This is a genomic window from Bacteroides sp. RCH18 (genome assembly GCF_058231005.1).
The window spans coordinates 3,762,024-3,788,676 of the sequence record NZ_JBIPTC010000001.1 but is presented as its reverse complement, the minus strand read 5'-3'; the positions used below and the strand labels follow the sequence as shown (position 1 = coordinate 3,788,676).

The 26,653-nt window shown below is 46.0% G+C and carries 14 protein-coding genes; 11 read left to right on the top strand and 3 right to left on the bottom strand.

Going from position 1 to position 26,653, the window contains the following annotated elements:
• Window positions 1–11 precede the first annotated feature (11 nt).
• The 3 genes from ACHLI0_RS14740 (at window position 12) to ACHLI0_RS14730 (ending at window position 3,801) form a co-directional block, all read left to right on the top strand.
• The gene (locus tag ACHLI0_RS14740; RefSeq protein ID WP_414202563.1) at window positions 12–2,051 is read left to right on the top strand and encodes a RagB/SusD family nutrient uptake outer membrane protein; all 2,040 of its coding nucleotides are present in this window, start codon (window positions 12–14) and stop codon (window positions 2,049–2,051) included.
• Between the two features lie 28 nt (window positions 2,052–2,079).
• Entirely contained in the window at window positions 2,080–3,090 is a 1,011-nt protein-coding gene (locus ACHLI0_RS14735) for a DUF4973 domain-containing protein (RefSeq protein ID WP_414202564.1), read from the top strand.
• Window positions 3,091–3,396: 306 nt separating this feature from the next.
• Window positions 3,397–3,801 carry a PaaI family thioesterase gene (locus tag ACHLI0_RS14730; RefSeq protein ID WP_008762944.1) on the top strand — a complete coding sequence of 135 codons (405 nt, stop codon included), beginning with the start codon at window positions 3,397–3,399 and terminating at the stop codon, window positions 3,799–3,801.
• Window positions 3,802–3,806: 5 nt separating this feature from the next.
• On the opposite strand, the gene ACHLI0_RS14725 is transcribed toward ACHLI0_RS14730, so the two are convergent.
• Window positions 3,807–4,697 (bottom strand): DUF3108 domain-containing protein, encoded by an 891-nt coding sequence (locus tag ACHLI0_RS14725; protein WP_414202565.1) that lies wholly within the window; start codon window positions 4,695–4,697, stop codon window positions 3,807–3,809.
• Window positions 4,627–6,561 (bottom strand): Ig-like domain-containing protein, encoded by a 1,935-nt coding sequence (locus ACHLI0_RS14720; protein WP_414202566.1) that lies wholly within the window; start codon window positions 6,559–6,561, stop codon window positions 4,627–4,629. The genes ACHLI0_RS14725 and ACHLI0_RS14720 overlap by 71 nt, the downstream gene beginning before the upstream one ends.
• A gap of 150 nt (window positions 6,562–6,711) precedes the next feature.
• On the opposite strand from ACHLI0_RS14720, the gene lacZ reads away from it, so the two are divergent.
• From lacZ to lpxA, 5 genes are all read left to right on the top strand, one after another.
• Window positions 6,712–9,822, top strand: coding sequence for a beta-galactosidase, LacZ type (gene lacZ / locus ACHLI0_RS14715; RefSeq protein WP_414202567.1), 3,111 nt, complete (start codon window positions 6,712–6,714; stop codon window positions 9,820–9,822).
• A gap of 179 nt (window positions 9,823–10,001) precedes the next feature.
• Window positions 10,002–11,177, top strand: a complete 1,176-nt coding sequence (locus ACHLI0_RS14710) for an efflux RND transporter periplasmic adaptor subunit (protein WP_048695215.1) — start codon at window positions 10,002–10,004, stop codon at window positions 11,175–11,177.
• A 16-nt stretch (window positions 11,178–11,193) separates the two neighbouring features.
• On the top strand, window positions 11,194–14,409 hold the full coding sequence (locus tag ACHLI0_RS14705) for an efflux RND transporter permease subunit (RefSeq protein WP_008767547.1): 3,216 nt from the start codon (window positions 11,194–11,196) through the stop codon (window positions 14,407–14,409).
• A gap of 11 nt (window positions 14,410–14,420) precedes the next feature.
• Window positions 14,421–15,806 carry an efflux transporter outer membrane subunit gene (locus ACHLI0_RS14700; RefSeq protein ID WP_008767546.1) on the top strand — a complete coding sequence of 462 codons (1,386 nt, stop codon included), beginning with the start codon at window positions 14,421–14,423 and terminating at the stop codon, window positions 15,804–15,806.
• Window positions 15,807–15,824: 18 nt separating this feature from the next.
• Entirely contained in the window at window positions 15,825–16,595 is a 771-nt protein-coding gene (gene lpxA / locus ACHLI0_RS14695) for an acyl-ACP--UDP-N-acetylglucosamine O-acyltransferase (protein ID WP_008762937.1), read from the top strand.
• A gap of 60 nt (window positions 16,596–16,655) precedes the next feature.
• Here lpxA and ACHLI0_RS14690 read toward each other — a convergent pair whose 3' ends face one another.
• Window positions 16,656–17,297, bottom strand: a complete 642-nt coding sequence (locus tag ACHLI0_RS14690) for a carbohydrate-binding family 9-like protein (RefSeq protein WP_490749497.1) — start codon at window positions 17,295–17,297, stop codon at window positions 16,656–16,658.
• A gap of 111 nt (window positions 17,298–17,408) precedes the next feature.
• Here ACHLI0_RS14690 and ACHLI0_RS14685 point away from each other — a divergent pair, with 111 nt between their 5' ends.
• The 3 genes from ACHLI0_RS14685 (at window position 17,409) to ACHLI0_RS14675 (ending at window position 26,629) form a co-directional block, all read left to right on the top strand.
• Window positions 17,409–21,473 carry a hybrid sensor histidine kinase/response regulator transcription factor gene (locus tag ACHLI0_RS14685; protein ID WP_490749496.1) on the top strand — a complete coding sequence of 1,355 codons (4,065 nt, stop codon included), beginning with the start codon at window positions 17,409–17,411 and terminating at the stop codon, window positions 21,471–21,473.
• A gap of 299 nt (window positions 21,474–21,772) precedes the next feature.
• The gene (locus ACHLI0_RS14680) at window positions 21,773–23,308 is read left to right on the top strand and encodes a sulfatase family protein (RefSeq protein WP_490749495.1); all 1,536 of its coding nucleotides are present in this window, start codon (window positions 21,773–21,775) and stop codon (window positions 23,306–23,308) included.
• A 159-nt stretch (window positions 23,309–23,467) separates the two neighbouring features.
• A complete protein-coding gene (locus tag ACHLI0_RS14675; RefSeq protein ID WP_050547428.1) occupies window positions 23,468–26,629 on the top strand; it encodes a SusC/RagA family TonB-linked outer membrane protein in 3,162 nt (1,053 codons plus the stop codon).
• Window positions 26,630–26,653: the final 24 nt, after the last annotated feature.

The following is a 26,653-nucleotide window of genomic DNA, read 5'->3' as shown; positions in this document are numbered from 1 at the left end:
AAAGAAAAGTTATGAATAAAAATAAATACATTTTATTGGGAGCAGTGGTACTCGGCTTGGGACTCACTTCCTGTTCCGATTTCCTAAATGTAGATCGCTATTTCAGAGACCAACAATCTACAGAACGCATTTTCTCGGACAAAGACTATACACTTCAATGGCTGTCATTCTGCTACAGTCGCCTGCAGGGAGATAATCTGGAGGTGGGACACAGTGACGTATGCCCTTTCAATTTCTCAGACGACCAAGTATTCAACGAACGAGGAGACCGTTTTGCCAAATTCAAACGCGGCGAATATTTAAACTCCACTGGTGGCCAAAATGCATGGAAATGGTCGTATGACGGAATCTATCAAGCCTCCATTCTGCTGAATGAATTGCACGAGAATGAAGATCTCACTCCGGAAGAAGTGACGGACGTAAGAGGACAGGCCCGTTTTCTGCGTGCCTATTTTTACTGGTTACTGCTGAGAAAATTCGGTCCGATACCTATCCTACCACCGGAAGGAGCCGACTATACAAAATCGTATGACGAGCTGGCCTACCCACGTAAAACCTATGATGAGTGCGTGGCATTCATCACTTCGGAACTGGAAATTGCAGCTACCGAACTGTTCGAAAAACGCGATAACTTGAACATTGCCCGCCCGACTAAAGGAGCCGCGCTGGCTGTACGTGCCAAAGTTTTCCTTTATGCTGCCAGTCCGCTGGTAAACGGAAATACGGAAATGGCAGACTTCATCAACAAGGACGGCCAACAGTTGATTCCACAAGAATACAATGAAGAGAAGTGGGCAAAAGCCGCTGCTGCCGCCAGAGACATGATCGAATACTCGGAAACGAGCGGACTCTACAAACTTTATACTTTTGAAAGGCGCCCGGTTAGTACAGACGAGGCTTATCCAACCACTATTGAACCGCCATATCATGAGGAATACAGTAACAAGCCTTTTCCGGAAGGATGGTCCAATATAGATCCATTTGAATCATATCGGTCTCTTTTTAATGGAGATATCTATGCAGCCGAAAATCCGGAACTTATTTTTACCCGAGGAACCAATGGTGACAGCAATGACTTAAAAACAGACAACACGATGGTAGATTTTGTAAAACATCAACTGCCCGGAACTTTTGGAGGATATAACGTACACGGAATGACCCTGAAGCAGAGTGAAGCATACGCTATGGCGGATGGTACATCATTTGACAAAGAATGCTACACATTATGGAAAGGGAAGTTCACAAACGATGAAAACAAAGATGAACACAAATACGACAATGTAAAAAATAGCGTATGGTGGGGATATACCAACCGTGAGCCTCGCTTCTATGCTTCCGTAGCTTTCAACGGAGCACAATGGAACGCACTGAGCATTAAGGAAGAAGGAGGAAAAGACTCACGAAACAAACAAATCTGGTATTATCGCGGAGCAACCGACGGTCGTATCAATGGATCTGATAACTGGTGCATTACGGGCATCGGCATCATGAAATATGTAAATCCGAACGATTGCGCCAAATGGGGAGGCTCGATCTACCAGAAAGTGGAACCTACACTTCGTTATGCCGACATATTACTGATGTATGCAGAAGCACTGAATAATATTTCCGAAGGGACACACTACCAGGTGACCGCATGGGACGGAAGCCAGACTTACGACATCTTCCGTGACAAAGAACAGATGCGACGTGGAGTTAAGCCTGTCCGTATGCGTGCCGGAGTCCCCGACTATAGCGATGAAGTATATGAAAACACGAAAAAATTCTTTGAAAAAATAGTTCATGAACGGCAGATCGAATTCTTTGCAGAAACCCAACGCTACTATGACCTGCGTCGTTGGAAAATTGTCGAAGAACATGAAGGAGAACAAATCTACGGTTGCAATACACTGATGAACGAAGAATACAAGGACATGTTTTATCTGCCAGTCAGAGTGGCCGAACTACAGACTTCTTTCTCACGCAAACAGTACTTCTGGCCTATCAGCTTCGATGAGCTGAAACGCAACAATAATCTCTCACAAGCTCCCGGATGGCAGAATTATGATTAGTGTTAACATTATAAACCAAAAGATCAATATGAGAAAATTATATATTTTAGGAATGATACTGGGGATGTATGCAACATTCAGTGCATGCAATGACGAGTGGAAAGATGAACTTTACACACAGATGCTTTCTTTCAAGGCACCTTTAGGTGACAACGGCTTGAGTGAAATTTATGTACGCTATCAGCCGGATGGAACAGGAATATACCAGTTGCCGGTCATTGTCAGCGGCTCGAAAAGCAACAGTCGGAATATCGATGCAAAAATAGCCGTGGATGAGGATACGCTCCGAATACTTAACCAGGAAAAATTCCCCGTAGGTCGTCAGGACCTCTGGTATGTCCCCCTTGCAGAACAGCATTATTCTTTTGAATCAAACATTTGCCATATTCCTGCGGGAAAGAATATACAGCTCTACCCCATCCATTTCAACTTTAACGGGTTGGAACTGGATGAGAAATACGTACTTCCGCTGACTATTGAAGAAGACCCTTCTTATGTTCAAAACAAATATAAGGGACGTTATAAAGCGCTGCTGGGAGTCAATCTGTTCAATGACTACTCCGGAACGTATAACACCACGCTGATGAACATCTACATCGAAGGAACGACAACCGATCCCGCTAAGGTAGATACGCGCTTAGCCCGCGTAGTGGACGAAAATACCATTTTCTTCTATGCCGGTTCAACGTGGGTGGAAGATGAAAACCGCTCCAGGTATAAAGTATTTGTCGAGTTTGAAGAAGGAACGGAGGACGAGGAAGGTACTATTAAAGGAAAGTTGAAGTTGTACGGTGACGAAGGCGAACCGGGAATCAATATCCGACCATTGGGAGAATGCAAATATGAAAAACGAATCATTCAGCACGAGACCATCAAATATATGGAACGCCACCTTACCACACTGGAACTGAGTTATAAGTACACGGATGTCACTTCCAATCCGGATTATCCGATAACTTACGAAGTAAAAGGTTCTATGACAATGGAACGCCAGATCAACCCGTTGATACCGGATGAGGATCAAGCTATTGAATGGTAAAAGAAAATTAAAAAAGGAGGAGACAAGCACTTGATTAAACATAGAAGCTTATCTCCTCTTTCTTTTATCAGGATACTCCATATAGCATTTTTATTAGATGATACGAATGCAAACACCATACTAGTCATAAGGTATTCGAGATTGATGAAGAATAATAACCCCCTAAAAACGTAAGTATCCGACAGCCATATATGGGAATATATTTATTACATTTGCGGAAGAATCTTGAATTTTAAATTATAGGCTAATTCGGCTCTCATAACTTATCATTCAACGTTTCAAATTAGTAATTCAAAATTAATCATTATGACCCCACAAGAGTTTTTTAAAAAGGACCTGTTCGCCGAAAATGCAGGCGTAGTATTGCTTGAAGTACGCGAAGGATACAGTAAAGCCAAACTGGAAATAAAACCCGAACATCTTAATGCCGGAGCGCGGACACAAGGAGGAGCGATTTTCACGCTGGCAGATCTGGCACTCGCCGCAGCTGCCAATTCGCACGGAACACTCGCTTTCTCTCTTTCATCCTCAATCACTTTTCTGCGTGCCAGCGGTCCGGGCGACACTCTCTATGCCGAGGCACGCGAACGGTATATCGGCCGAAGCACCGGCTGCTATCAAGTAGATGTTACTAACCAGAACGGAGACTTGATCGCTACATTCGAATCAAGTGTTTTCCGGAAAGATCAGAAAGTACCTTTTACTCTGTAGACAGACTATTTAACTATAGAAGTCAATGGATGACGGTGACCTCTGACATCATTTAAGAAAGCTTTGGCTGAACCGAAATTCAAGAACATATCTAAACGGACAGGAAGGTGGTTCTTATCATCTGTTACGAAGAAAGTAATCACTTCCTTTTCTTTCCCTTTTTTATCGTATTCAACTAATGAGAAGATCAGGCAGCGATAGGTAACCCCATTTTCCGCTTTCACATTCTCTTTTCCCCGATAAATCAGTGTCTGTTCTTCCACTTTACGTCCGGTAGCCATCGGGAATTTGATTTTATCGCCTACCTTATAATCAGCAGGATCATAAGAACGCGCTTGGGCAAGGATAGTCAGCATATCGTAGATGCAGCGACTGTCGCTTTCTTCCGACTCCTGAACTTCTCCGTCACGGAACGTACGTTTTTGTTTGGCAAAGCAAAGGCCGTCTTTATAAGAGAACCAAGCCTCATCTACCGTATAGCGTTTTCCTTCCTCGGCACCTTTACGGAAATAACGAGGTTCCAGTTTTTCACCCATGACGCAAGTCAGTGTATCGCGCATCTTGAAAAAGAAGTCGGCACGCTTGCTACCTAAGGCAAGCAGATTGATACGGTAAGCCGGTTCCGAATGATAGGTAGTTGCATTAGTCGTCAGACTGGCTATACCCGCTTTCACCCAAACGAATTTCCAGTTGAAGTACAAGTCATACATTACATGCTCTCCGGATTGAAAAGCATCGTTTTTAGCTTCACACTGAGCATTGGCAGGAAGCGCAAAACTTCCCATCAACAATGCAAGAATTCCAACAATTAAATGACGTCGCAAATTAGCGACGGTTACGGTTTTGGTTATTTCTATTTCTATCTCTTTCTCTTTCTTTCTTTTTCTTGTCTTCATCTGGTTTTTGTTTTTTTAGTTCATCCAGTTTCTGTTTGTCTACAGGAGTTGCGTGTATATCCCAGTTTTGGTCAACATCCCATAACGCTTTATATTCAACAACCTTGGGGAAATAGTAAACTTCTTCCGGTTGTATTCCTTTTGCATAGTCTCCCGTGTCCCATTCTCCGTTTCCATTTCTATCATTGATCAGTCTGGCGGCATATTTCCCCGGATTCAGGTAATAGAAATCTGCCCTTCCATCCTCCACCAGTCTTCGTCGAACCACTTTATCTTGGGTATCCAGTAATTCTATAAATGCCTGAGGATCTGCTCCTGTTACAATAAAATGAAGAGTAAAATATTCATCCTCACTACGTACCTTAAATGATTGTTTTATCTTATCGGTAAACAAACCATAAATGCCATGAAATGCAGTTGAGTCCACCGAGAACTCATATTCCATTGTAGCGTCCCAATCATTTGCCGGATACAGATTAAACCGCCTCAGATTCAATGAGTCTTGTTCGAATTCGAAAGGAATATCTTTCCAAATTGTATCCACCTTCTGCCGTAGATGAATTGCCGCAGTATCAAAACTTGCAATCGGCTCCTCAAAGTTTAAAGAAACATAGCCATACACGTCCATTGATGAAGGTGCATTCACATTCACCGGTAAGAATTTAGTCGGTATCGGCTCATCTTCTTCACCCTCTTTCTTTTTCTTCTTTTTCTTCTTCTCGGGCTCTTCTTTGGTCAGAGTCTTTTGTTTGGATACCAATTTCAATGTATCTGTACGCGGAATTAACTGGTTCAGCGTATCCGTATAAAGATAGGTAAGGCTAAGAGCCAGAGTATCCTGTTTATAGAGCAAAGAGTCCTTTACCCAATAATGAATCGTATCGTTCCGTTGGTTCTTTTCTATCACAAAAGCCTCCTTCTCATCGAAGTTCAACCCTTTCAGTACAGGCAGGGTATCTGCTTTGCCAGCAAAATAAAAGGTGAATTTCTGGGGAACCAGTCGTTCGGACTTAATCAAATATTGCGAATAATTGAGCTCTTTAAAAGCACGGAGAATCACATCATCCGGCAAATAATGCATATATTTCTTCTCAACGATCGTATCATAAGTCAATGAATCCACCCAAGCCGTATCCATACGAAGTCTTTCTTCCATACGGGGGATGATCAGTGAATCATTAAAAGCAATGACCTCACTCTTCTGAGTGAAAGCAAAGTTCTGATCTGAATCCATCAAGCCAAAGATACGATACTTGCCGGGAGCTACCCCACGAATAGAGAAACGCCCACGGCTGTCGGTACGTGCCACACGGTCGAAAGGAAGTTTAGTAAAGGCGGAGTCATTCAGATTTGCATGCAGTCCGACCAGTATACCTTTAATAGGCTCCAAGTTAGAGGCGTCAAGCACCGTTCCCGATACTTCCATTGTATCGATCTGCGCACCGGTAGAAAAAGTAAATGCAAAATTACCCAGAGGATTGCCTTCGTTATTATCGACGATGGCATCCGAGAAATCTATAGTATAGGTAGTATTAGGCTTTAGTGAGTCAAGCAGATTCACTTGTATTTTCTTTCCGGAAGCCTTTATCTCCGGTTGTTGAATCTGAGGAGGAGAAACAACCACTTTCTCGGTTGCTTTCTCTAGCTTAATAAACTCATCGAACTGAAGAGAAACTTTAGTCCTCTTATTATTAATCGCACCTGCAGCAGGGGTACTGCCGACAAAACGCGGAGGATCGTAATCCTTAGGCCCGCCTTCCGGCCGTCCAATGCTGGCACAGGAGTACAATATAGCCACCAGTGCAATCACCGGAAGAGCTTTGCGCACGATATGTTTTATCTTTTGATTCTCAAATTGTAACATGGTGCAAAAATAAACGTTCTTCACCAATAAACACTACACTTTCTAGCTAATTTATTAAAAAGTAGCCTTAAATGAATGATTATTGGTCCTTATCTTGTTAATAAATCCCTATCTTTGACTCCCGAAATTCAAACCTAATACAAAAAACCCATGAAGAAACAACTACTTTCCTGCTGTTTGGCTGCACTAGGACTAACAACAGCCATCCAAGCACAAAACTTTAACGAGTGGAAAGATCCGGAAGTGAATTCCGTAAACCGCTCCGCAATGCACACTAATTATTTTGCCTATGCATCGGCTGATGAAGCTAAAGCGGGCAGCAAAGAAGACTCTCAGAATTTTATGACTCTGAACGGTCTCTGGAAATTTAACTGGGTAAGAAATGCAGACGCACGCCCGACAAACTTTTATCAGACCAGTTTTAACGACAAAGGATGGGACAATATTAAAGTACCCGCCGTTTGGGAATTGAATGGTTATGGCGATCCGATCTACGTAAATGTCGGTTATGCCTGGAGAAACCAATTTCAGAACAATCCTCCCCTTGTCCCCACAGAAAACAATCACGTAGGCTCTTACCGAAAAGAAATCGTTCTTCCTGCCGACTGGAAAGGAAAAGACATCTTTGCCCACTTCGGCTCGGTAACTTCCAATATGTATCTTTGGGTAAACGGCCGCTACGTAGGCTATAGCGAAGACAGCAAACTGGAAGCCGAATTTGATCTGACCAACTACCTGAAACCCGGCAAAAACCTGATTGCCTTCCAGGTGTTCCGCTGGTGCGACGGCAGTTATCTGGAAGATCAAGACTTCTTCCGTTATTCCGGCGTAGGACGCGACTGCTATCTGTATGCACGCGACAAGAAACGCATTCAGGATATCCGCGTCACTCCCGATCTGGACAGCCAGTATAAAGACGGTACACTGAACATAGCTATCGACATGAAAGGCAGCGGCACTGTAGCTCTTGACCTGACAGACGCACAAGGAAAAAGTGTAGCCACAGCCGATCTGAAAGGTTCCGGCAAATTGAACACGACTATCAATGTAGCCAATCCTGCCAAATGGACTGCTGAAACGCCCAACCTCTACACATTGACCGCTACTCTGAAAAATGGAAGTACCGTTACTGAAGTGATCCCTGTCAAGGTAGGTTTCCGCAAGATCGAGCTGACAGGCGGACAAATACTCGTCAACGGCCAACCAGTACTCTTTAAAGGAGCCGACCGTCATGAAATGGACCCGGACGGTGGTTATGTCGTTTCCCTCGAACGTATGATACAAGATATCAAAGTTATGAAACAGCTTAATATCAATGCAGTACGTACCTGCCATTATCCGGACGACAACCGCTGGTATGATCTTTGCGACCAATATGGTTTATACGTAGTAGCCGAAGCCAATGTCGAATCTCACGGAATGGGATATGGAGACAAGAGCCTTGCCAAAAACCCCATTTACGCAAAAGCACATATGGAACGTAATCAACGCAATGTACAACGTAGTTACAACCATCCGTCCATCATCTTCTGGTCATTGGGTAACGAAGCCGGTATGGGACCTAACTTCGAACATTGCTATACATGGATCAAGAACGAAGACAAAACACGTGCCGTACAATATGAACAAGCGGGAACCAGCGAATTCACCGACATTTTCTGCCCGATGTATTATGATTACAATAACTGTATCAAATATTGTGAAGGCAACATTGACAAACCCCTTATCCAATGCGAATATGCACACGCTATGGGCAACTCACAAGGTGGATTCAAGGAGTACTGGGACATCACCCGCAAGTACCCGAAATATCAAGGTGGATTTATCTGGGACTTTGTCGACCAGTCCTGCCATTGGAAAAACAAAGACGGTGTAGCCATCTACGGCTATGGAGGCGACTTTAACAAATATGACGCTTCGGACAATAACTTCAATGACAACGGCTTGATCAGCCCCGACCGCGTACCAAACCCGCACGCTTACGAAGTAGGATATTTCTATCAGAATATCTGGACTACTCCGGCCGATCTTTCCAAAGGTGAGATCAATATCTATAACGAGAACTTCTTCCGTGACTTGTCTGCATTCTATCTGGAATGGCAGTTACTGGCTAACGGGGAAATCGTACAAAACGGCATCGTATCAGACCTGAATGTAGCCCCGCAACAGACTGCAAAACTTCAACTCCCATTCGACATAAAGAACATCTGTTCTTGCAAGGAGTTGCTTCTGAACGTCAGCTACAAGCTAAAAGCTGCCGAGACATTGCTTCCTGCGGGAGAAACCATCGCTTATGACCAAATGAGTATCCGTGACTACAAGGCACCGGAACTAAAACTGGAAAACAAGCAGTCCTCCAATATCGCAGTCGTAGTTCCCTCTTTCCAGGATAACGACCACAACTATCTGATTGTTTCCGGCGAAGACTTCACGCTCGAATTCAACAAGCACAACGGTTACCTCTGCCGCTACGACGTCAGCGGAACGCAACTGATGGAAGACGGAAGTGCACTGACTCCCAACTTCTGGCGTGCTCCGACCGACAACGACTTTGGAGCAGGATTACAACACAGATATGCCGCATGGAAGAATCCGGAACTAAAACTGACTTCATTGAAGCATGATATAGAAAACGAACAAGCAGTGGTTCGCGCAGAATATGACATGAAATCTATTGGTGGAAAGCTGTACCTGACGTATGCCATCAATAATAAGGGAGCAGTAAAAGTAACTCAAAAGATGGAAGCAGACAAGAGCAAGAAGGTTTCCGATATGTTCCGTTTCGGAATGCAGCTGCGTATGCCTGTCACCTTCAATGAGATTGAATATTACGGACGCGGACCGGGTGAAAACTATTCTGACCGTAACCATGCCGCAAGGATCGGCAAGTACCGCCAGACCGTAGAAGAACAATTCTATCCATATATCCGCCCGCAGGAAACCGGTACCAAAACTGATATCCGTTGGTGGAGACTGCTTAATATCGGCGGCAACGGACTGCAGTTTGTAGCTGATGCACCGTTCTCCGCTTCCGCACTGAATTATACAATCGAATCATTGGATGACGGTGCCGGCAAAGACCAGCGTCACTCACCGGAAGTAGAAAAAGCCAACTTCACAAACTTCTGTATTGATAAAGCACAAACGGGACTCGCCTGCGTAAACAGCTGGGGTGCTATCGCTTTGGAAAAATATCGTCTTCCATATCAGGATTATGAGTTCAGTTTCATAATGAATCCTGTATATCATAAACTGAAGTAAAAAACATAGTTAAAAAACACGGTATCAGAGTACAAGAATACCGAATTTAAAGTACTTTTGCAGCCGGAAACTTATTTCATGGAATAAGTTTCCGGCTTTTCTTCCTTAGATCATCTATCCATACAATGAATGTACACAGCGACGAACGCACAATTTTAAAAAACAGATAAATATAAAGTATGAAAAGTAGAATTGTTTTTTTTGCATTTTGCTTAGCCCTCTTGTCTAGTTGCGGCAATAAGGGCAATGACACAGGGAAAGTCCCAGAATATGCAGTACAAGAATTACAGAAGACAACTGCAGATCTAATGAAAGCTTATCCGGCTACTATCAAAGGTAGACAAGACGTAGAAATCCGCCCGCAGGTATCGGGATTCATCACAAAGTTATGTGTAGATGAAGGAGCAACCGTTCGCAAAGGACAGCTCTTATTCATCATAGACCCTACTCAGTATGAAGCAGCAGTACGCACAGCAAAAGCTTCAGTTGCAACAGCAGAAGCAGCCGTGAATACACAACAAATGACTGTTGACAATAAGATCGAACTGAACAAGAAACAGATTATCAGCGATTATGACTTGTCAATGGCGAAGAACTCACTGGCACAGGCTCAGGCACAACTCGCCCAGGCCAAAGCACAGCTGACCACAGCACAACAAAATTACTCTTTCACACAAGTAAAGAGTCCTTCAGACGGTGTTATCAACGACATTCCTTATCGTTTGGGAGCACTCGTAAGCCCCTCTATGGCTACACCAATGACTACAGTATCTGAAATAGACGAAGTATATGTATACTTCTCTACAACTGAAAAAGAACTGCTGGCTATGACCAAAACCGGAGGAACCATCAAAGAAGAAATCAGTAAAATACCAGCCATCAAACTACAATTGATTGACGGCACAACATATGATGCAGAAGGAAAGGTAGACGCTATCACAGGAGTGATCGACCAGTCAACCGGTTCTGTTAGCATGCGTGCTATCTTCCCTAACAAGGAGCATATGCTTCGTAGTGGTGGAACTGCCAACGTTCTGATCCCTTATAATATGGAGAACGTTATCAGCATCCCACAATCGGCTACTGTAGAAATCCAGGACAAAAAGTTCGTTTACGTTCTGCAGCCGGACAACACGGTGAAATATACCGAGATCGGTATATTCAACCTGGACAACGGAAAAGAATATCTGGTAACTTCCGGACTGAACCCCGGCGATAAAATCGTAATCGAAGGTGTACAGAGCCTGAAGGACGGCCAAAAAATACAACCAATCACGCCGGCTCAAAAAGAAGCGAACTATCAACAGCATTTGAAAGACCAGCACGACGGAAATTTAGCTACAGCTTTCAACTAATAATTTAGATAATCGTATGAAATTAGATAAATTCATTAACCGTCCGGTACTATCAACAGTTATTTCCATTTTGATAGTTATCCTAGGTGCTATCGGATTGGCAACACTGCCTATCACACAGTATCCGGACATTGCGCCTCCTACCGTATCGGTAAGAGCCACATATACGGGTGCCAGTGCATCGACCGTATTGAACTCTGTAATTGCCCCTCTGGAAGAGCAGATCAACGGTGTAGAAAACATGATGTACATGACTTCCAACGCATCCAATACCGGTTCCGGTGATATCTCGATCTACTTCAAACAAGGAACTGATCCGGATATGGCTGCCGTTAACGTACAGAACCGTGTTTCCATGGCACAAGGTTTGCTACCTGCCGAAGTTACCAGAATTGGTGTGACTACTCAGAAACGTCAGACATCCATGCTGGTAGTATTCTCTCTTTACGATGAAACCGATACATATACAGATGCTTTCATCGAGAACTATGCAAAAATCAACCTGATTCCTCAGGTTCAACGTGTACAGGGTGTAGGTGATGCCAGTGTGATGGGTCAGGACTACTCCATGCGTATCTGGCTGAGACCGGACGTAATGGCTCAGTATAAACTGATCCCCAACGACGTATCTACCGCTTTGGCTGAACAGAATATAGAAGCGGCTCCGGGACAATTCGGTGAACGTAGTAACCAGACTTTCCAATATACCATTCGTTACAAAGGACGTCTGCAACAGCCGGAAGAGTTTGAGAACATTGTCATCAAGTCTCTGCCTAACGGTGAGGTACTTCGACTGAATGATATTGCGGAGATTCAGCTGGACCGTCTGGGATATAACTTTACCAACCGTGTAAACGGACACAAAGCTGTAACCTGTATCGTTTATCAGATGGCTGGTACAAATGCTACGCAAACCATCACTGATATCCAGAAATTATTGGATGAAGCATCCACAACACTGCCTTCGGGATTGAAGATTAACGTTTCCATGAACGCCAACGACTTCTTGTTCGCTTCTATCCACGAAGTGTTGAAGACATTGATCGAGGCATTTATTCTGGTATTTATCGTAGTATATATCTTCTTGCAGGATTTGCGTTCTACCTTGATTCCGACCATTGCTATTCCGGTAGCCCTTATCGGTACATTCTTCGTACTGTCACTGATCGGATTCAGTTTGAACTTGCTGACCCTGTGTGCCCTTGTGCTTGCCATTGCGATTGTGGTCGATGATGCGATTGTGGTTGTCGAGGGTGTACATGCCAAGCTCGATCAGGGATATACATCCGCCCGTCTGGCATCTATCGATGCGATGAACGAATTGGGTGGTGCCATCGTATCTATCACACTGGTCATGATGTCCGTGTTTATTCCGGTAAGTTTCATGGGTGGTACGGCAGGTACGTTCTATCGCCAATTCGGTTTGACAATGGCTATCGCTATCGGTCTGTCCGCATTGAACGCCTTGACACTGAGTCCGGCATTGTGTGCCGTTCTTCTGAAACCGCATACTGATCATGGAGATAAGAAACAAACACTTGTTTCTCGCTTCCACACTTCTTTCAATGCCGCTTATGACTCTATATTAAAGAGGTATAAGAAACGCGTACTCTTCTTTATCCAGAAAAAGTGGTTGTCAATGGGATTGGTAGTTCTCTCTATCGTATTGCTGATCTTCTTTATGAACACTACTCCGACAGGTATGGTCCCTAATGAAGATACCGGTACGCTGATGGGAGCTGTAACGCTACCTCCGGGTACATCACAAGACCGCTCAGAACAAATACTGGCACGTGTAGACAGTCTGATTGCTGCCGACCCTGCCGTAGCTTCACGTACATTGATCTCCGGTTTCAGTTTCATTGGTGGTCAGGGACCGTCTTACGGTTCTTTCATTATCAAACTGAAAGACTGGGATGAACGCTCCATGATTCAGAACTCAGACGTTATCGTCGGTTCTTTATACATGCGTGCGCAGAAGATTATCAAGGAAGCACAGGTATTGTTCTTCGCTCCTCCTATGATCCCCGGTTACTCGGCATCTACGGATATCGAGGTGAACATGCAGGACAAGACAGGTGGTGACCTGAACAAATTCTTTGATGTAGCCAACAACTACACCGCAGCATTGGAGGCACGTCCGGAAATTAACTCTGCCAAAACAACCTTCAACCCGAACTTCCCGCAATATATGATTGATATTGATGCGGCAGCTTGTAAGAAGGCAGGTATCAGCCCAAGCGATATTCTTAGCACGATGCAGGGATATTACGGAGGTTTGTACGCATCCAACTTCAACCGTTTCGGTAAGATGTACCGCGTAATGATCCAGTCGGACCCGTTATCACGCAAGAATCTGGAATCACTGAATAATGTCAAGGTTCGTAACAACCAAGGCGAAATGGCTCCGATTTCCCAGTTCATCTCTGTAGAGAAGGTATACGGACCTGATATTATCAGCCGTTTCAACTTGTATACTTCCATGAAGGTGATGGTAGCTCCGGCTTCCGGTTATACTTCCGGTCAGGCACTGGCTGCACTGGCAGAAGTGGCCAAAGAAAACCTTCCGGCAGGTTACACTTATGAACTAGGAGGTATGGCTCGTGAGGAAGCACAAAGTAGCGGCAGTACGACTGGTTTGATCTTTATCCTTTGTTTCGTATTCGTTTATTTGCTGTTGAGTGCTCAGTACGAAAGTTATATTCTTCCGCTGGCCGTATTGTTATCCATTCCGTTCGGTTTGCTAGGCAGCTTCCTGTTCGTCAACGGAATGAGCGCGATCGGTAGTATATCGGCCTTGAAAATGATACTCGGTACCATGTCCAACAATATCTATATGCAGATTGCGTTGATCATGTTGATGGGTCTGTTGGCAAAGAACGCGATCCTGATTGTAGAGTTTGCCCTCGACCGTCGTAAGATGGGTATGAGCATCACATGGGCAGCCGTTCTGGGTGCCGGTGCCCGTCTCCGTCCGATCTTGATGACGTCCCTTGCAATGGTAGTCGGTCTGCTTCCGTTGATGTTCGCATTCGGTGTAGGTGCCCACGGTAACCGTACACTGGGTACAGCTTCTATTGGTGGTATGTTGATCGGTATGATCTGCCAGATCTTCATCGTTCCTGCTTTGTTCGTTATCTTCCAGTACCTGCAAGAGAAGGTTAAACCGATGGAATGGGAAGACATCGACAATACGGATGCCGTAACTGAGATTGAACAATACGCTAAATAATGAAATTCGATATGAAGAAACAGATTCTATATATGTTGTGTGCAACTGCTCTCCTGAGCAGCTGCCACATCTATAAGTCGTATGACAGACCCGAAGATATTACCGCTTCCGGCCTGTATCGTGATCCGGCAGCGGACAATGATACATTAGCTTCGGATACCACCAACTTCGGTAACCTGCCGTGGAGAGAAGTCTTCACCGACCCACAGCTCCAGTCTCTCATCGAACAGGGACTGAAGCAAAACACTGACCTCCTTTCTGCTGCATTAAACGTCAAAGCAGCAGAAGCGTCTCTGATGTCAGCCCGACTGGCTTATGCACCGTCCATCGGTTTGTCTCCACAGGGAACAATCAGCAGTTTTGACAAGAACGCAGCAACTAAAACGTACTCATTGCCGGTTACAGCCAGTTGGCAAGTAGACCTGTTCGGGCAACTGCTGAACTCCAAACGAAATGCACAAGTCACCCTGAAACAGACAAAGGCTTATCGCCAGGCTGTACAGACACAAGTTATTGCCAACATTGCCAACATGTATTATACCTTGCTTATGCTCGACCGCCAGCTGGAGATCACTCAGGCTACGGCTGAGGTACTGAAGCGTAATGCTGAAACCGTACAGGCACTTTCGGAAAGATCGACCTACACATCTGCCGCTTTAGCACAAAGCAAAGCTGCCTATGCACAAGTAGTGGCTTCCATCCCCGACATCGAGCAGAGCATCCGCGAAACGGAAAATGCCCTGTCTACCTTCCTGGGAGAAGCTCCGCACGCGATCAAACGTGGTGTACTGGAAGCACAGGCACTTCCAGAGGAACTTTCCGCAGGGATTCCTTTGCAGTTGTTATCTAACCGTCCGGACGTAAAAGCAGCCGAAATGTCTTTGGCAAGCTGCTATTATAATACAAACTCTGCCCGTGCCGCTTTTTATCCGCAGATCACTCTCAGCGGTTCTGCCGGATGGACGAACAGTGCAGGTTCCGCCATTATCAATCCGGGTAAGTTACTGGCTTCCGCTATCGGTTCACTGACTCAGCCATTGTTCTACCGTGGTACGAATATCGCCCGCCTGAAAGCAGCGAAAGCACAGGAAGAACAAGCTAAATTATCTTTCCAGCAAACGTTGTACAATGCCGGAAGCGAAGTCAGCAATGCGCTAAGTTTATACCAAAACACCAGTAAAAAGGCTGAATCCCGCCAAATGCAGGTAGAATCTGCAAAGAAGGCTTCGGAAGATACAAAAGAATTGTTTAACTTAGGGACGTCAACCTATCTGGAAGTATTGTCGGCACAGCAATCTTATCTGAGCGCACAGATTTCTCAGGTTTCCGACTGTTTCGACAAGATGCAGGCTGTGGTCAGCCTCTACCAGGCATTAGGCGGTGGAAGAGAAGATTAACTTTAAACATATACTATTATGATTAGTCCGTTAGCTTACGTAGACCCCGAAGCGAAATTAGGCAAGAATGTAACTGTCTTGCCTTTCGCCTACATTGAGAAGGATGTGGAAATCGGCGATGACTGTACCATCATGTCATACGCCAGTATCCTGAAAGGTACAAAAATGGGGAAAGGAAACAAAATACATCAGAATGCTGTCCTGGGAGCAGAACCGCAAGACTTTCACTATACAGGGGAAGAAAGCAGTCTGATCATCGGAGACAATAACGATATCCGTGAGAATGTAGTAATCAGCCGTGCCACTTTTGCAGGAAATGCTACCAGAATCGGAAACGGGAACTACCTGATGGATAAGGTACACCTTTGCCATGATGTGCAGATCAGCAATAATTGTGTGGTAGGAATAGGCACTACAATTGCAGGAGAATGCTCATTAGATGATTGTGTGATCCTAAGCGGCAACGTAACGTTGCACCAATATTGTCACATTGGTAGCTGGACACTTGTACAAAGCGGATGCCGCATCTCCAAAGATGTTCCTCCCTACGTAATTATGTCCGGCAATCCTGTTGCCTATCATGGAGTGAATGCAGTCGTTCTGTCACAGCATCACAATACGTCGGAAAGAATCCTTCGTCATATTGCCAATGCTTACCGGTTGATCTATCAAGGTAATTTCAGTGTTCAGGATGCTGTCCAGAAGATTATCGATCAGGTTCCGATGAGTGAAGAAATCGAGAATATCGTGAATTTCGTAAAAGGTTCGGAACGTGGGATTGTGAAATAAACAAAGTACACTTTTCATAGAGAAAGGGTGATGTCCGTAAAAAGACATCACCCTTCTTATTTATTCAAACTCCAGCGTACCGAAGAAGTCGGGACGATGGAAGTCCGGTTTCTCTATCTTTATCGGATTCCATGACAGGAAGTGAGGGGTTTGCAGTTCATCCCCGCATTTATAGAAATTCGCTTTAATTTCCTTTCCATCCAGTGACTGTATCTGATGCTTGAAGAATGCAGCATAAGGAATAATCAAGGCTACTTCCCAAGTCGTATCGTCCACACGTTCTTCGAAGGGTTCATTGCCCAGACTGGACCAACGCTGCACGAGAGCCGTCACTTCTTTCGGAGCGTGTTCCCGACCGTTACGGGCTGGTCCGGCACCGATCAGAATCGTTCCGATGCAGTTACATTCTATATTATAATAGATTCCGTCACTGGCCGGAATGGAGAAAAACTCCACACAGGAATCAGTCCATACAGATCCATTGTCTTCTCCATACTTGGCACGTACACTTTCTTCTCTGACTTTGAAATGCAACAGAATAGAATCTTTGGTATGCGCAATCCGGAAACTTACTTTAGGTTTATAAGGATATTCAGCCCAGTTGACACACTGAACCGGCTGGAAATCTATCTTTTCCTCATCAAATAATTTAGGAAGCGAACAAGCCTCTACATTAGCAGAACTAATTTTCTTTACTTTCATATATCTTTCGTTTGGAGGATACAAATATAGTTACTTTCTCCTAATAAGGCTCCCGAAAATCAAATAAAAACAATATATTTGCCATTAGTAATACCCTAAACAACCGAATTAGTGAGAAAAACAATCCTTTTATTTCTGCTATTTTTAAGCGTAACTGCTGTCCGTACGTTAGGACAAAATATTACTTTCAGCCATTTGACCACAGATGACGGACTTTCCCAGTTTTCCGTCAACAGCCTGTACATTGACGAACGGGGCATTATATGGATAGGTACGCGCGAAGGGCTGAACCGTTATAACGGTAACGATATCAAAAGTTTCAAGCTCAAGAAGAATGATCCGAACAGTCTGTTCAGCAATACCGTGCTCCGTATCACAGGTAATAAGAACGGGAAGGTTTACCTGCTTTGCACCGACGGTGTAGCCGAATTTGACATGACCACTCAACGATTCAAAACCTTACTGCAAGGCAATGTGGACGCCATCTACTACAACGAAAAACTATATATCGGAAAAAGAGAAGAAGTATTCGTTTTCAACGAGAACACGAACAACTTCGACCTTTACTACCACCTTGCCGGGAAAGACATTAACCTATCCTGCCTCCATCTGGACGAGAAGAAAAACCTGTGGATGGGAACCACCAGCAATGGTGTTTACTGCCTGTCGGACGACAAGCAACTCTCTCAGCCCATCACGAAAGGAAACATAGCCAGCATCTACGAAGACTCATCCAAAGAACTGTGGATTGGCAGCTGGGAAGAAGGACTCTACCGTATCCGCACAAACGGCACTATCGACAACTTCCGCCACGACCCGAAGAATCCGAACAGTATATGTTCCGATTTTGTCAGAAGCTGCTGCGAAGATAATCTGGGAAATCTATGGATCGGAACTTTCCACGGCTTGAATCGTTACGATAAGACCACGGGACAGTTCCAACTTTATACCGCCAATGACAACAAACCCGACGGACTCACCCACTCTTCCATCTGGTGTATCGTGAAAGACGGACAGGGAACCCTATGGCTGGGAACTTACTTCGGCGGCGTCAACTACTTCAATCCGGAATATGAAATCTATACCCGCTATAAAGTGGGAGACACGGAGAAAGAAGGATTAAGCAGTCCCATCGTCGGCAGAATGACGGAAGACAAAGACGGTAACTTATGGATCTGCACCGAAGGCGGTGGCGTAAACGTCTACAACCGGAAAAACAATACTTATCGCTGGTACCGCCATGAAGAAGGCAGGAACAGTATCTCGCACAACAACGTCAAGGCAATCTATTACGACCGGACAGAGGAAATTATGTGGATCGGCACACACTTGGGAGGCTTGAACAAACTCGACCTGCGCACCAACCGCTTTACCATTTACCGGATGAAAGCGGGCGACCCGACCACACTGCCCTCGGATATTGTACGCGACATCGTGCCCTACGGAGACAAACTGATCATCGCCACACAAAACGGAGTCTGCCTTTTCAACCCGGCAACGGGCACCTGCGAACATCTTTTCAAGGATACCAAAGAAGGCAGAAATATCGGTATGGTGGCCAGCCTCTACATCGACAAGGACAGAACGCTATGGGTTTCCGCTACCGGAGAGGGCGTATATTCTTACCGCTTCGACACCGGCAAGCTCACCCACTATGCACACAATCCCTCCATTCCGAACACTCTCAGCAACAACAATGTCAACAACATCATGCAGGACAGCAACGGTAACCTGTGGTTCTCCACTTCCGGAAGCGGGCTCGACCGTTACCGCAAGGAGAGCAACGACTTCGAAAACTTCGATATGCAGAAAGACGGCCTATCCAGCGACTGTATCTACGAAGTATTCGAGTCGTCCATACAAAAGGGAGACTTGCTGCTGATTACCAATCAGGGATTCTCCCAGTTTGACTATCCGCAAAAGAAGTTCTACAACTACGGTACAGAAAACGGATTCCCGCTGACTGCCGTCAACGAAAACGCATTGTTCGTAACGCATGACGGAGAAGTATTTCTGGGCGGCATCCAAGGCATGATTTCTTTCTGGGAAAAGAAACTGCACTTTACGCCCAAGTCCTACAGCATCATCCTTTCCCGCCTGCTGGTCAACGGAAAGGAGATCACTGCCGGAGACGACACCGGCATCTTGGAACAGTCCATCGCCTATACACCGGAAATCAGCCTGAAAGCCGACCAATCCATGTTCAGCATAGAATACGCCACTTCCAACTTCATCCCTGCCAACAGGAATGAAATCGTCTACCGCCTCGAAGGTTTCTCCGACGAATGGAATCACACCGACCGCAAACAGACGCTTATCACTTATACCAACCTGAATCCGGGCAAATATACGCTCGTCATCAAGTCGGACGGAGACGGTATCGAAGAAGCCCGACTACTGATCCGTGTATTACCGCCTTGGTATGAGACATGGTGGGCTTATCTGATTTACACCATTTGTACCGTCAGTCTGTTATGGTATCTCATTCAGAACTACAATTCCCGCATCAAACTGCGTGAGTCACTGAAATATGAAAAGAAGCACATCGAAGACCTCGAAGCATTAAACCAATCCAAGCTGCGCTTCTTTACCAACATCTCCCACGAATTCCGCACTCCGCTGACGTTGATCGTAGGACAGGTAGAAACGCTGTTGCAAGTACAGACATTCACACCTAATATTTATCACAAGATATTGGGAATTTACAAAAACAGCCTCCAACTGCGTGAACTAATTACGGAACTGCTCGACTTCCGCAAACAGGAACAAGGGCACATGAAAATCAAAGTCAGCCGACATAATCTGGTGAACTTCCTGTACGAGAATTATCTGTTATTCCTTGAATACGCCAGCAGCAAGCAAATCAATTTCAAGTTCAACAAGCAGTCGGATGATATTGAAGTATGGTACGACCAGAAGCAGATGCAGAAGGTAGTGAACAATCTGCTGTCCAACGCATTGAAGCATACGAAAGCGGAAGATACCATCTCCATCAACGTATCGCAGGAGGATAAATACGTCATTATCGAGATCAAAGACACGGGAACAGGCATTGCCGCCGCCGAGATCGACAAGATATTCGACCGTTTCTACCAGACCGAACGCCTCGATTCACTGAATACCGGAGCCGGCACGGGCATCGGACTGGCGTTGACAAAAGGTATCATCGAACTTCATCACGGAACCATCCGTGTAGAGAGCGAACCGGGCAAGGGAAGCCGTTTTATCATTACGTTGAAATCGGGCAACCAGCACTTTACTGAGGAACAAATCATACGGGACAACACCGACACCAACATTCAGCAACAACCGGAAACAATCGTTCCAACCGTAGAAATACTGCCCGATTCCGAATGGAAGGAGGAAGACAACAAACGCATCGAAGATGCGAAAATGCTGATAGTGGAAGACAACGAATCCATCAAGCAAATGCTGGCAGGTATCTTCGAAACGTTCTATCAGGTCACCACCGCTTCCGACGGTGTAGAGGCACTGGATATCATACAGAAAGATATGCCAAGCATCATACTGAGCGACGTTGTCATGCCACGTATGTCGGGTACGGAACTCTGTAAGCAAATCAAAACGGACTTCAACACCTGTCACATCCCGGTAGTACTACTGACGGCACGCACAGCCGTGGAACACAACATTGAAGGATTAAAGATCGGCGCGGACGATTATATCACCAAGCCGTTCAATACCAATCTCCTGATCTCCCGTTGCAACAATCTGGTGAACTCACGGCGGTTGCTACAGGAGAAATTCAGCAAACAGCCACAGGCTTTTGCCCAGATGCTTGCCACCAACCCGATGGATAAAGAAATGCTGGACCGTGCCATGGCCATCATCGAACAGCACTTGGATAATACGGACTTTAATGTCAACATCTTCGCTCGTGAAATGGGGATGGCACGTACCAATCTGTTCACGAAGCTGAAAGCCGTCACCGGTCAGACACCGAATGACTTTATATTAAGTATCCGTCTCAAGAAAGGAGCCGTCATGCTGCGGAACAATCCGGAGCTGAACATTACGGAGATTTCCGACCGCATCGGTTTCTCTTCTTCCCGCTATTTCAGTAAATGCTTTAAGGAGATTTATCACGTCAGTCCGCTTGCCTACCGCAAGGGTGAAGAAAAAGAGGAAGAAGGGAACGAAGAAACGGATCAATAACCCACAAACAGGTAAGCAAGTAGCATTTGTAACAGGAGAACCTATGCCAAAGTAGTTCCCTCCTGTTGGCACACTTGTGCCACGCTGCTGGCACGACCGTGCCATCGCAGTGGCACAGCTGTGCCAACAGCGTGGCACAAGATCTGGGCTACGATGTCAGGAAAAGGCATCCGTAGCCCCGAAACATTTAACCCTTTAGAATGGACTATTTTGTATCACACCTGTACATTCCTGCTCACTCATTTCCGCCAATCCTCTTATCTTTGTGTTCAGTAATCACTCCATAAAAGATCAACATTATGAAGAATGTCTCACGTTTACTACCGCTATTGCCCGGTATAGCCCTGCTGACCGGATGCAATCAGAAAGTACAAAAAGACAACGGACAAAACTCACAAAAGCCTAACATTATTTATATATTCGCGGACGACCTTGGCATAGGCGACCTTAGCTGCTACGGAGCGACAAAGGTCAGTACTCCCCATATCGACCGCCTTGCCGGACAGGGCGTACAGTTCACCAACGCCTACGCTACCTCCGCCACCAGTACCCCTTCCCGCTTCGGACTCCTGACAGGCATGTACCCGTGGCGACAGGAGAACACAGGCATCGCCCCCGGAAACTCGGAACTAATCATCGACACCGCCTGCGTCACCATGGCCGATATGCTGAAAGAAGCAGGTTACGCCACCGGGGTTGTCGGCAAATGGCATCTCGGACTCGGTCCGAAAGGAGGCACCGACTTCAACGGGCACATCACCCCCAACGCCCAAAGTATCGGCTTCGACTACGAGTTCGTGATTCCGGCAACCGTAGACCGTGTCCCCTGTGTATTCGTCGAGAACGGACACGTGGCAGGACTCGACCCGAACGACCCGATCACTGTGAACTACGAGCATAAAGTAGGCGACTGGCCTACAGGCGAGGAGAATCCGGAACTCGTAAAACTAAAACCCAGTCAGGGACATAACAATACGATAATCAACGGCATCCCCCGCATCGGTTGGATGACCGGAGGCAAGTCCGCTCTCTGGAAAGACGAAGACATCGCCGACATCATCACCGATAAAGCAAAGAACTTCATCGCCTCCCATAAAGAAGAACCTTTCTTCTTATATATGGGTACGCAAGATGTACACGTACCACGCGTCCCGCATCCCCGTTTTGCCGGGAAAAGCGGTTTGGGAACTCGTGGAGACGTAATCCTGCAACTCGACTGGACCATCGGAGAGATCATGAACACCCTCGACAGCCTCCAGCTGACGGACAACACCATCCTGATATTCACCAGCGACAATGGCCCCGTCATCGACGACGGCTATCAGGACCAAGCCTTCGAACGCCTCAACGGACATACCCCGATGGGTATTTACCGTGGTGGAAAGTACAGCGTTTACGAAGCCGGCACCCGCATTCCGTTCATCGTCCGCTGGCCTGCCAAAGTGAAGCCGAACAAGCAACAGGCTCTCTTCTCACAAATCGATATCTTTGCCTCACTTGCCGCTTTACTGAAACAACCGCTTCCGGAAGACGCAGCTCCTGACAGTCAGGAACATCTGAACACGCTTCTGGGAAAAGACTACACCAGTCGTGAATACATCGTACAGCAAAATCTCAATAATACGCTCGCCATCGTGAAAGGACAATGGAAGTACATCGAACCGAGTGACGCCCCCGCCATCGAATACTGGACAAAAATGGAACTGGGCAACGACAGGCATCCCCAGCTGTACGATTTATCCGCCGATCCATCGGAGAAAAACAATGTAGCGAAACAGCATCCGGAGGTTGTCAGAGAGTTGTCCGAACTGCTTGAATCGGTAAAGACAAGATAACCAATGAGAATAGCAGATTTGTATTATTTTGTATCAATCTTGAATAATTCTATCCATATGAGAACAATCAATGCGTATATCTTTGCCATCGTAAATTCAACAAAATCACTTAATTTTTAATATATGAAAAAACATCTATCCAACCAGACAAGAAAAAGGATGCTCTCCATTTTGGGAATGCTCCTGCTTTCTGTTCCATTTGTGCTTGCACAAGTACTTGTCAAAGGTACTGTGAAGGATAATCTAGGAGAAGGTGTTCCCGGAGCCAGTGTTCAGGTAAAAGGCACTTCGCAGGGAACGATCACCGACCTTGACGGTAAATTCACTCTTAACATCCCCCAAAAGAACGCTACCTTGGTTATCTCCTTTATCGGCTACGTCACCGTAGAACAAAAGGCGGACTCGCAAAAACCAATGGTCATCACATTAAAAGAAGATACTAAAACGCTGGACGAAGTAGTGGTTGTCGGCTATCAGGAAGTACGCCGCCGTGACCTTACAGGTTCCGTGGCGAAAGCCAACATGGCGGATGTACTTACTGCCCCCGTCGCTTCATTCGACCAGGCACTCGGCGGACGTATCGCCGGAGTCAACGTAACCTCGGGCGAAGGCATGCCGGGCGGCAACATGAGCATCGTGATCCGTGGTAACAACTCACTGACACAAGAAAACTCGCCGCTGTTCGTTATCGACGGTTTCCCGATAGAAGATTCATCGGCAGCCAGCACGCTGAACCCTTCCGATATCGAGTCGCTCGACTTCCTCAAAGATGCGTCGGCTACGGCCATTTACGGTGCGCGCGGTGCCAACGGTGTTGTCATCATCACCACCAAGAAAGGTAAGGTAGGACGGGCACAGTTGTCCTATGACGGTAGTTTCGGTGTGCAGCACGTCACCCGCACTATTCCGATGATGGATGCTTATGAGTTTGTCAAGCTACAGAATGAAATGTATCCTACCGTCGTTGCCGGCTCATACCTGATGAACTACGAAGGCAAGCAATGGACACTGGACGATTATAAAGACATACCGCAATATAACTGGCAGGACGAGATATTCAAGACTGCCTGGCAGCAGAATCATACGGTCAGACTTGCCGGTGGTACGGAAGGTGTACGCTACAATGCTTCCTTATCTTACTTCGATCAGGACGGTACGCTGATAGAAACCGGTTACAAACGTATGCAAGGACGTATGAACACAGTAGTCCGTCGCGGCAAACTGAACATGAGCCTGACCACCAACTATTCACGCTCTATCCAAACAGGTAGTACTCCATCATCCACCTCTTACAGTGGTATGAACAACCTTTTCTATAGCGTATGGGGATACCGTCCGGTGACTTCCCCCGACACTCCGCTCAGCTTCCTGATGGACAGTTCAACGGACAACGCCGTAGATTCAAGCAACGACTACCGTTTCAACCCGATCAAATCACAGAAGAACGAATACCGGAAGAGCTACACCAACAATCTTCAAATGAACGGATTCGCAGAATACGAAGTACTGAAAGGACTGAAACTGAAAGTTTCCGCTGGATATACTTATGATTCACGCAAGCAGGATCAGTTCAACAACTCGAATACCCGCTACGGAGGTCCTACCTCTACAGATAAAGTGAATGCTCAGGTAACCCGCCAGGAACGCCTGACATGGCTGAACGAAAACACCCTGACTTATCAGACTAACATCAAAAAGAAACACTTCCTCAATGTATTGGGAGGTATCACGTTCCAGAACTCGGACTATGAGATTTATTCATTCCGCACAACGCACATCCCCAACGAATCACTCGGTATGGCAGGCATGAGCGAAGGACAGGCAGGTACTACCACTTCGGCAAAGTCTTCATGGGCGATGTTATCATACCTCGGACGTGTGACTTACAACTATATGTCTAAATATTACGCTACCGTTTCTTTCCGTGCCGACGGTTCTTCCAAGTTCAACAAGGACAACCGTTACGGATACTTCCCTTCCGGTTCTCTCGCATGGAGCTTCTCGGAAGAAGAATTTATGAAGCCGTTGAAAAGTGTACTGTCCAGCGGTAAGGTTCGTTTGAGCTGGGGACTCACGGGTAACAACCGTATCGGCGAATATGATTATTATGCGCTCCTGGCGGTATTGAAATCAAGAGTCGGCTCGTATACATCGACAAACTCCCTCCCAAGCGGCGTCTATCCATTCGACAATGATGCGACGAATGCAGGTGTTGTTCCTACTTCTCTGCCCAACAAGGATTTGAAATGGGAAACAACCGAACAATGGAACGCAGGTCTCGACCTCGGATTCTTCGACGAACGCATCGGTATAACGATGGATATTTACCGGAAGACCACCCGCGACCTGTTGCTGGACGCTTCCCTGCCTTTTTCTTCGGGTTATTACAGCGCTACCAAGAATATCGGTAAAGTACGTAACGATGGTCTGGAACTTAGTCTGAACACCGTCAACTTCCAGACACGCGCCTTCAAGTGGACGACTAACTTCAACATTTCATTCAATAAGAATAAAGTACTGGCATTGTCGGAGAATCAGACAGCCTTGCTGACTGCCGCGCAATTCGACCAGAACTACAACGGTCAGTCCAGCTACATCGCCAAAGTCGGTCTGCCGATGGGACTGATGTATGGTTATGTCTATGAAGGTACATACAAGTACGACGACTTCAACAAATCGGGTAACTCATACAGCCTGAAACCGGGAGTGCCCCACTACTCTACTGAGACCAACACTCAGCCGGGTATGCCCAAATATGCCGACCTTAACGGAGACGGAGTAGTTGACTCCAACGACCGTACGATTATCGGACGCGGACTTCCGATACATACCGGTGGTTTCACCAACAACTTTGAATATAAAGGCATCGATCTGAGCGTCTTCTTCCAGTGGTCATACGGCAACGATATCATGAATGCCAACCGCCTGTTCTTTGAAAGCTCCAACAACCGTTCACGCGAATTGAACCAGTTCGCCAGCTATGCCAACCGCTGGACACCGGAAAATCCGACCAGTGACATCCCTGCGGCTACCAACTCCTCTTCCAACCGTGTGATCTCTTCACGCATCATCGAAGACGGTTCGTACCTGCGTCTGAAGAACGTAACAGTAGGCTATACCTTCCCCGCCAAGCTGGTGAAGAAATGGAAGATAGACAAAGCACGTGTTTACGTTGCCGCACAAAACCTGTGGACATGTACCGGTTATTCCGGTTATGATCCGGAAGTATCTGTACGCAACAGTGCGCTCACTCCCGGTCTGGACTACTCTTCCTATCCGAGAGCATACTCTATCAGCTTCGGTGTAAGCCTGGGATTCTAAACGGATAATGATAGTAACAGTTAG

Excerpts from the sequence above, each read along its gene's own strand:
- ACHLI0_RS14740 (WP_414202563.1), top strand. The coding sequence starts at position 12 with ATGAATAAAAATAAATACATTTTATTGGGAGCAGTGGTACTCGGCTTG.
- ACHLI0_RS14705 (WP_008767547.1), top strand. The coding sequence starts at position 11,194 with ATGAAATTAGATAAATTCATTAACCGTCCGGTACTATCAACAGTTATT.
- ACHLI0_RS14700 (WP_008767546.1), top strand. The coding sequence starts at position 14,421 with ATGAAGAAACAGATTCTATATATGTTGTGTGCAACTGCTCTCCTGAGC.
- lacZ (WP_414202567.1), top strand. The coding sequence starts at position 6,712 with ATGAAGAAACAACTACTTTCCTGCTGTTTGGCTGCACTAGGACTAACA.
- ACHLI0_RS14720 (WP_414202566.1), bottom strand. The coding sequence starts at position 6,561 with ATGTTACAATTTGAGAATCAAAAGATAAAACATATCGTGCGCAAAGCT.
- ACHLI0_RS14690 (WP_490749497.1), bottom strand. The coding sequence starts at position 17,297 with ATGAAAGTAAAGAAAATTAGTTCTGCTAATGTAGAGGCTTGTTCGCTT.
- ACHLI0_RS14725 (WP_414202565.1), bottom strand. The coding sequence starts at position 4,697 with ATGAAGACAAGAAAAAGAAAGAAAGAGAAAGAGATAGAAATAGAAATA.
- lpxA (WP_008762937.1), top strand. The coding sequence starts at position 15,825 with ATGATTAGTCCGTTAGCTTACGTAGACCCCGAAGCGAAATTAGGCAAG.
- ACHLI0_RS14680 (WP_490749495.1), top strand. The coding sequence starts at position 21,773 with ATGAAGAATGTCTCACGTTTACTACCGCTATTGCCCGGTATAGCCCTG.
- ACHLI0_RS14710 (WP_048695215.1), top strand. The coding sequence starts at position 10,002 with ATGAAAAGTAGAATTGTTTTTTTTGCATTTTGCTTAGCCCTCTTGTCT.
- ACHLI0_RS14675 (WP_050547428.1), top strand. The coding sequence starts at position 23,468 with ATGCTCTCCATTTTGGGAATGCTCCTGCTTTCTGTTCCATTTGTGCTT.
- ACHLI0_RS14730 (WP_008762944.1), top strand. The coding sequence starts at position 3,397 with ATGACCCCACAAGAGTTTTTTAAAAAGGACCTGTTCGCCGAAAATGCA.
- ACHLI0_RS14735 (WP_414202564.1), top strand. The coding sequence starts at position 2,080 with ATGAGAAAATTATATATTTTAGGAATGATACTGGGGATGTATGCAACA.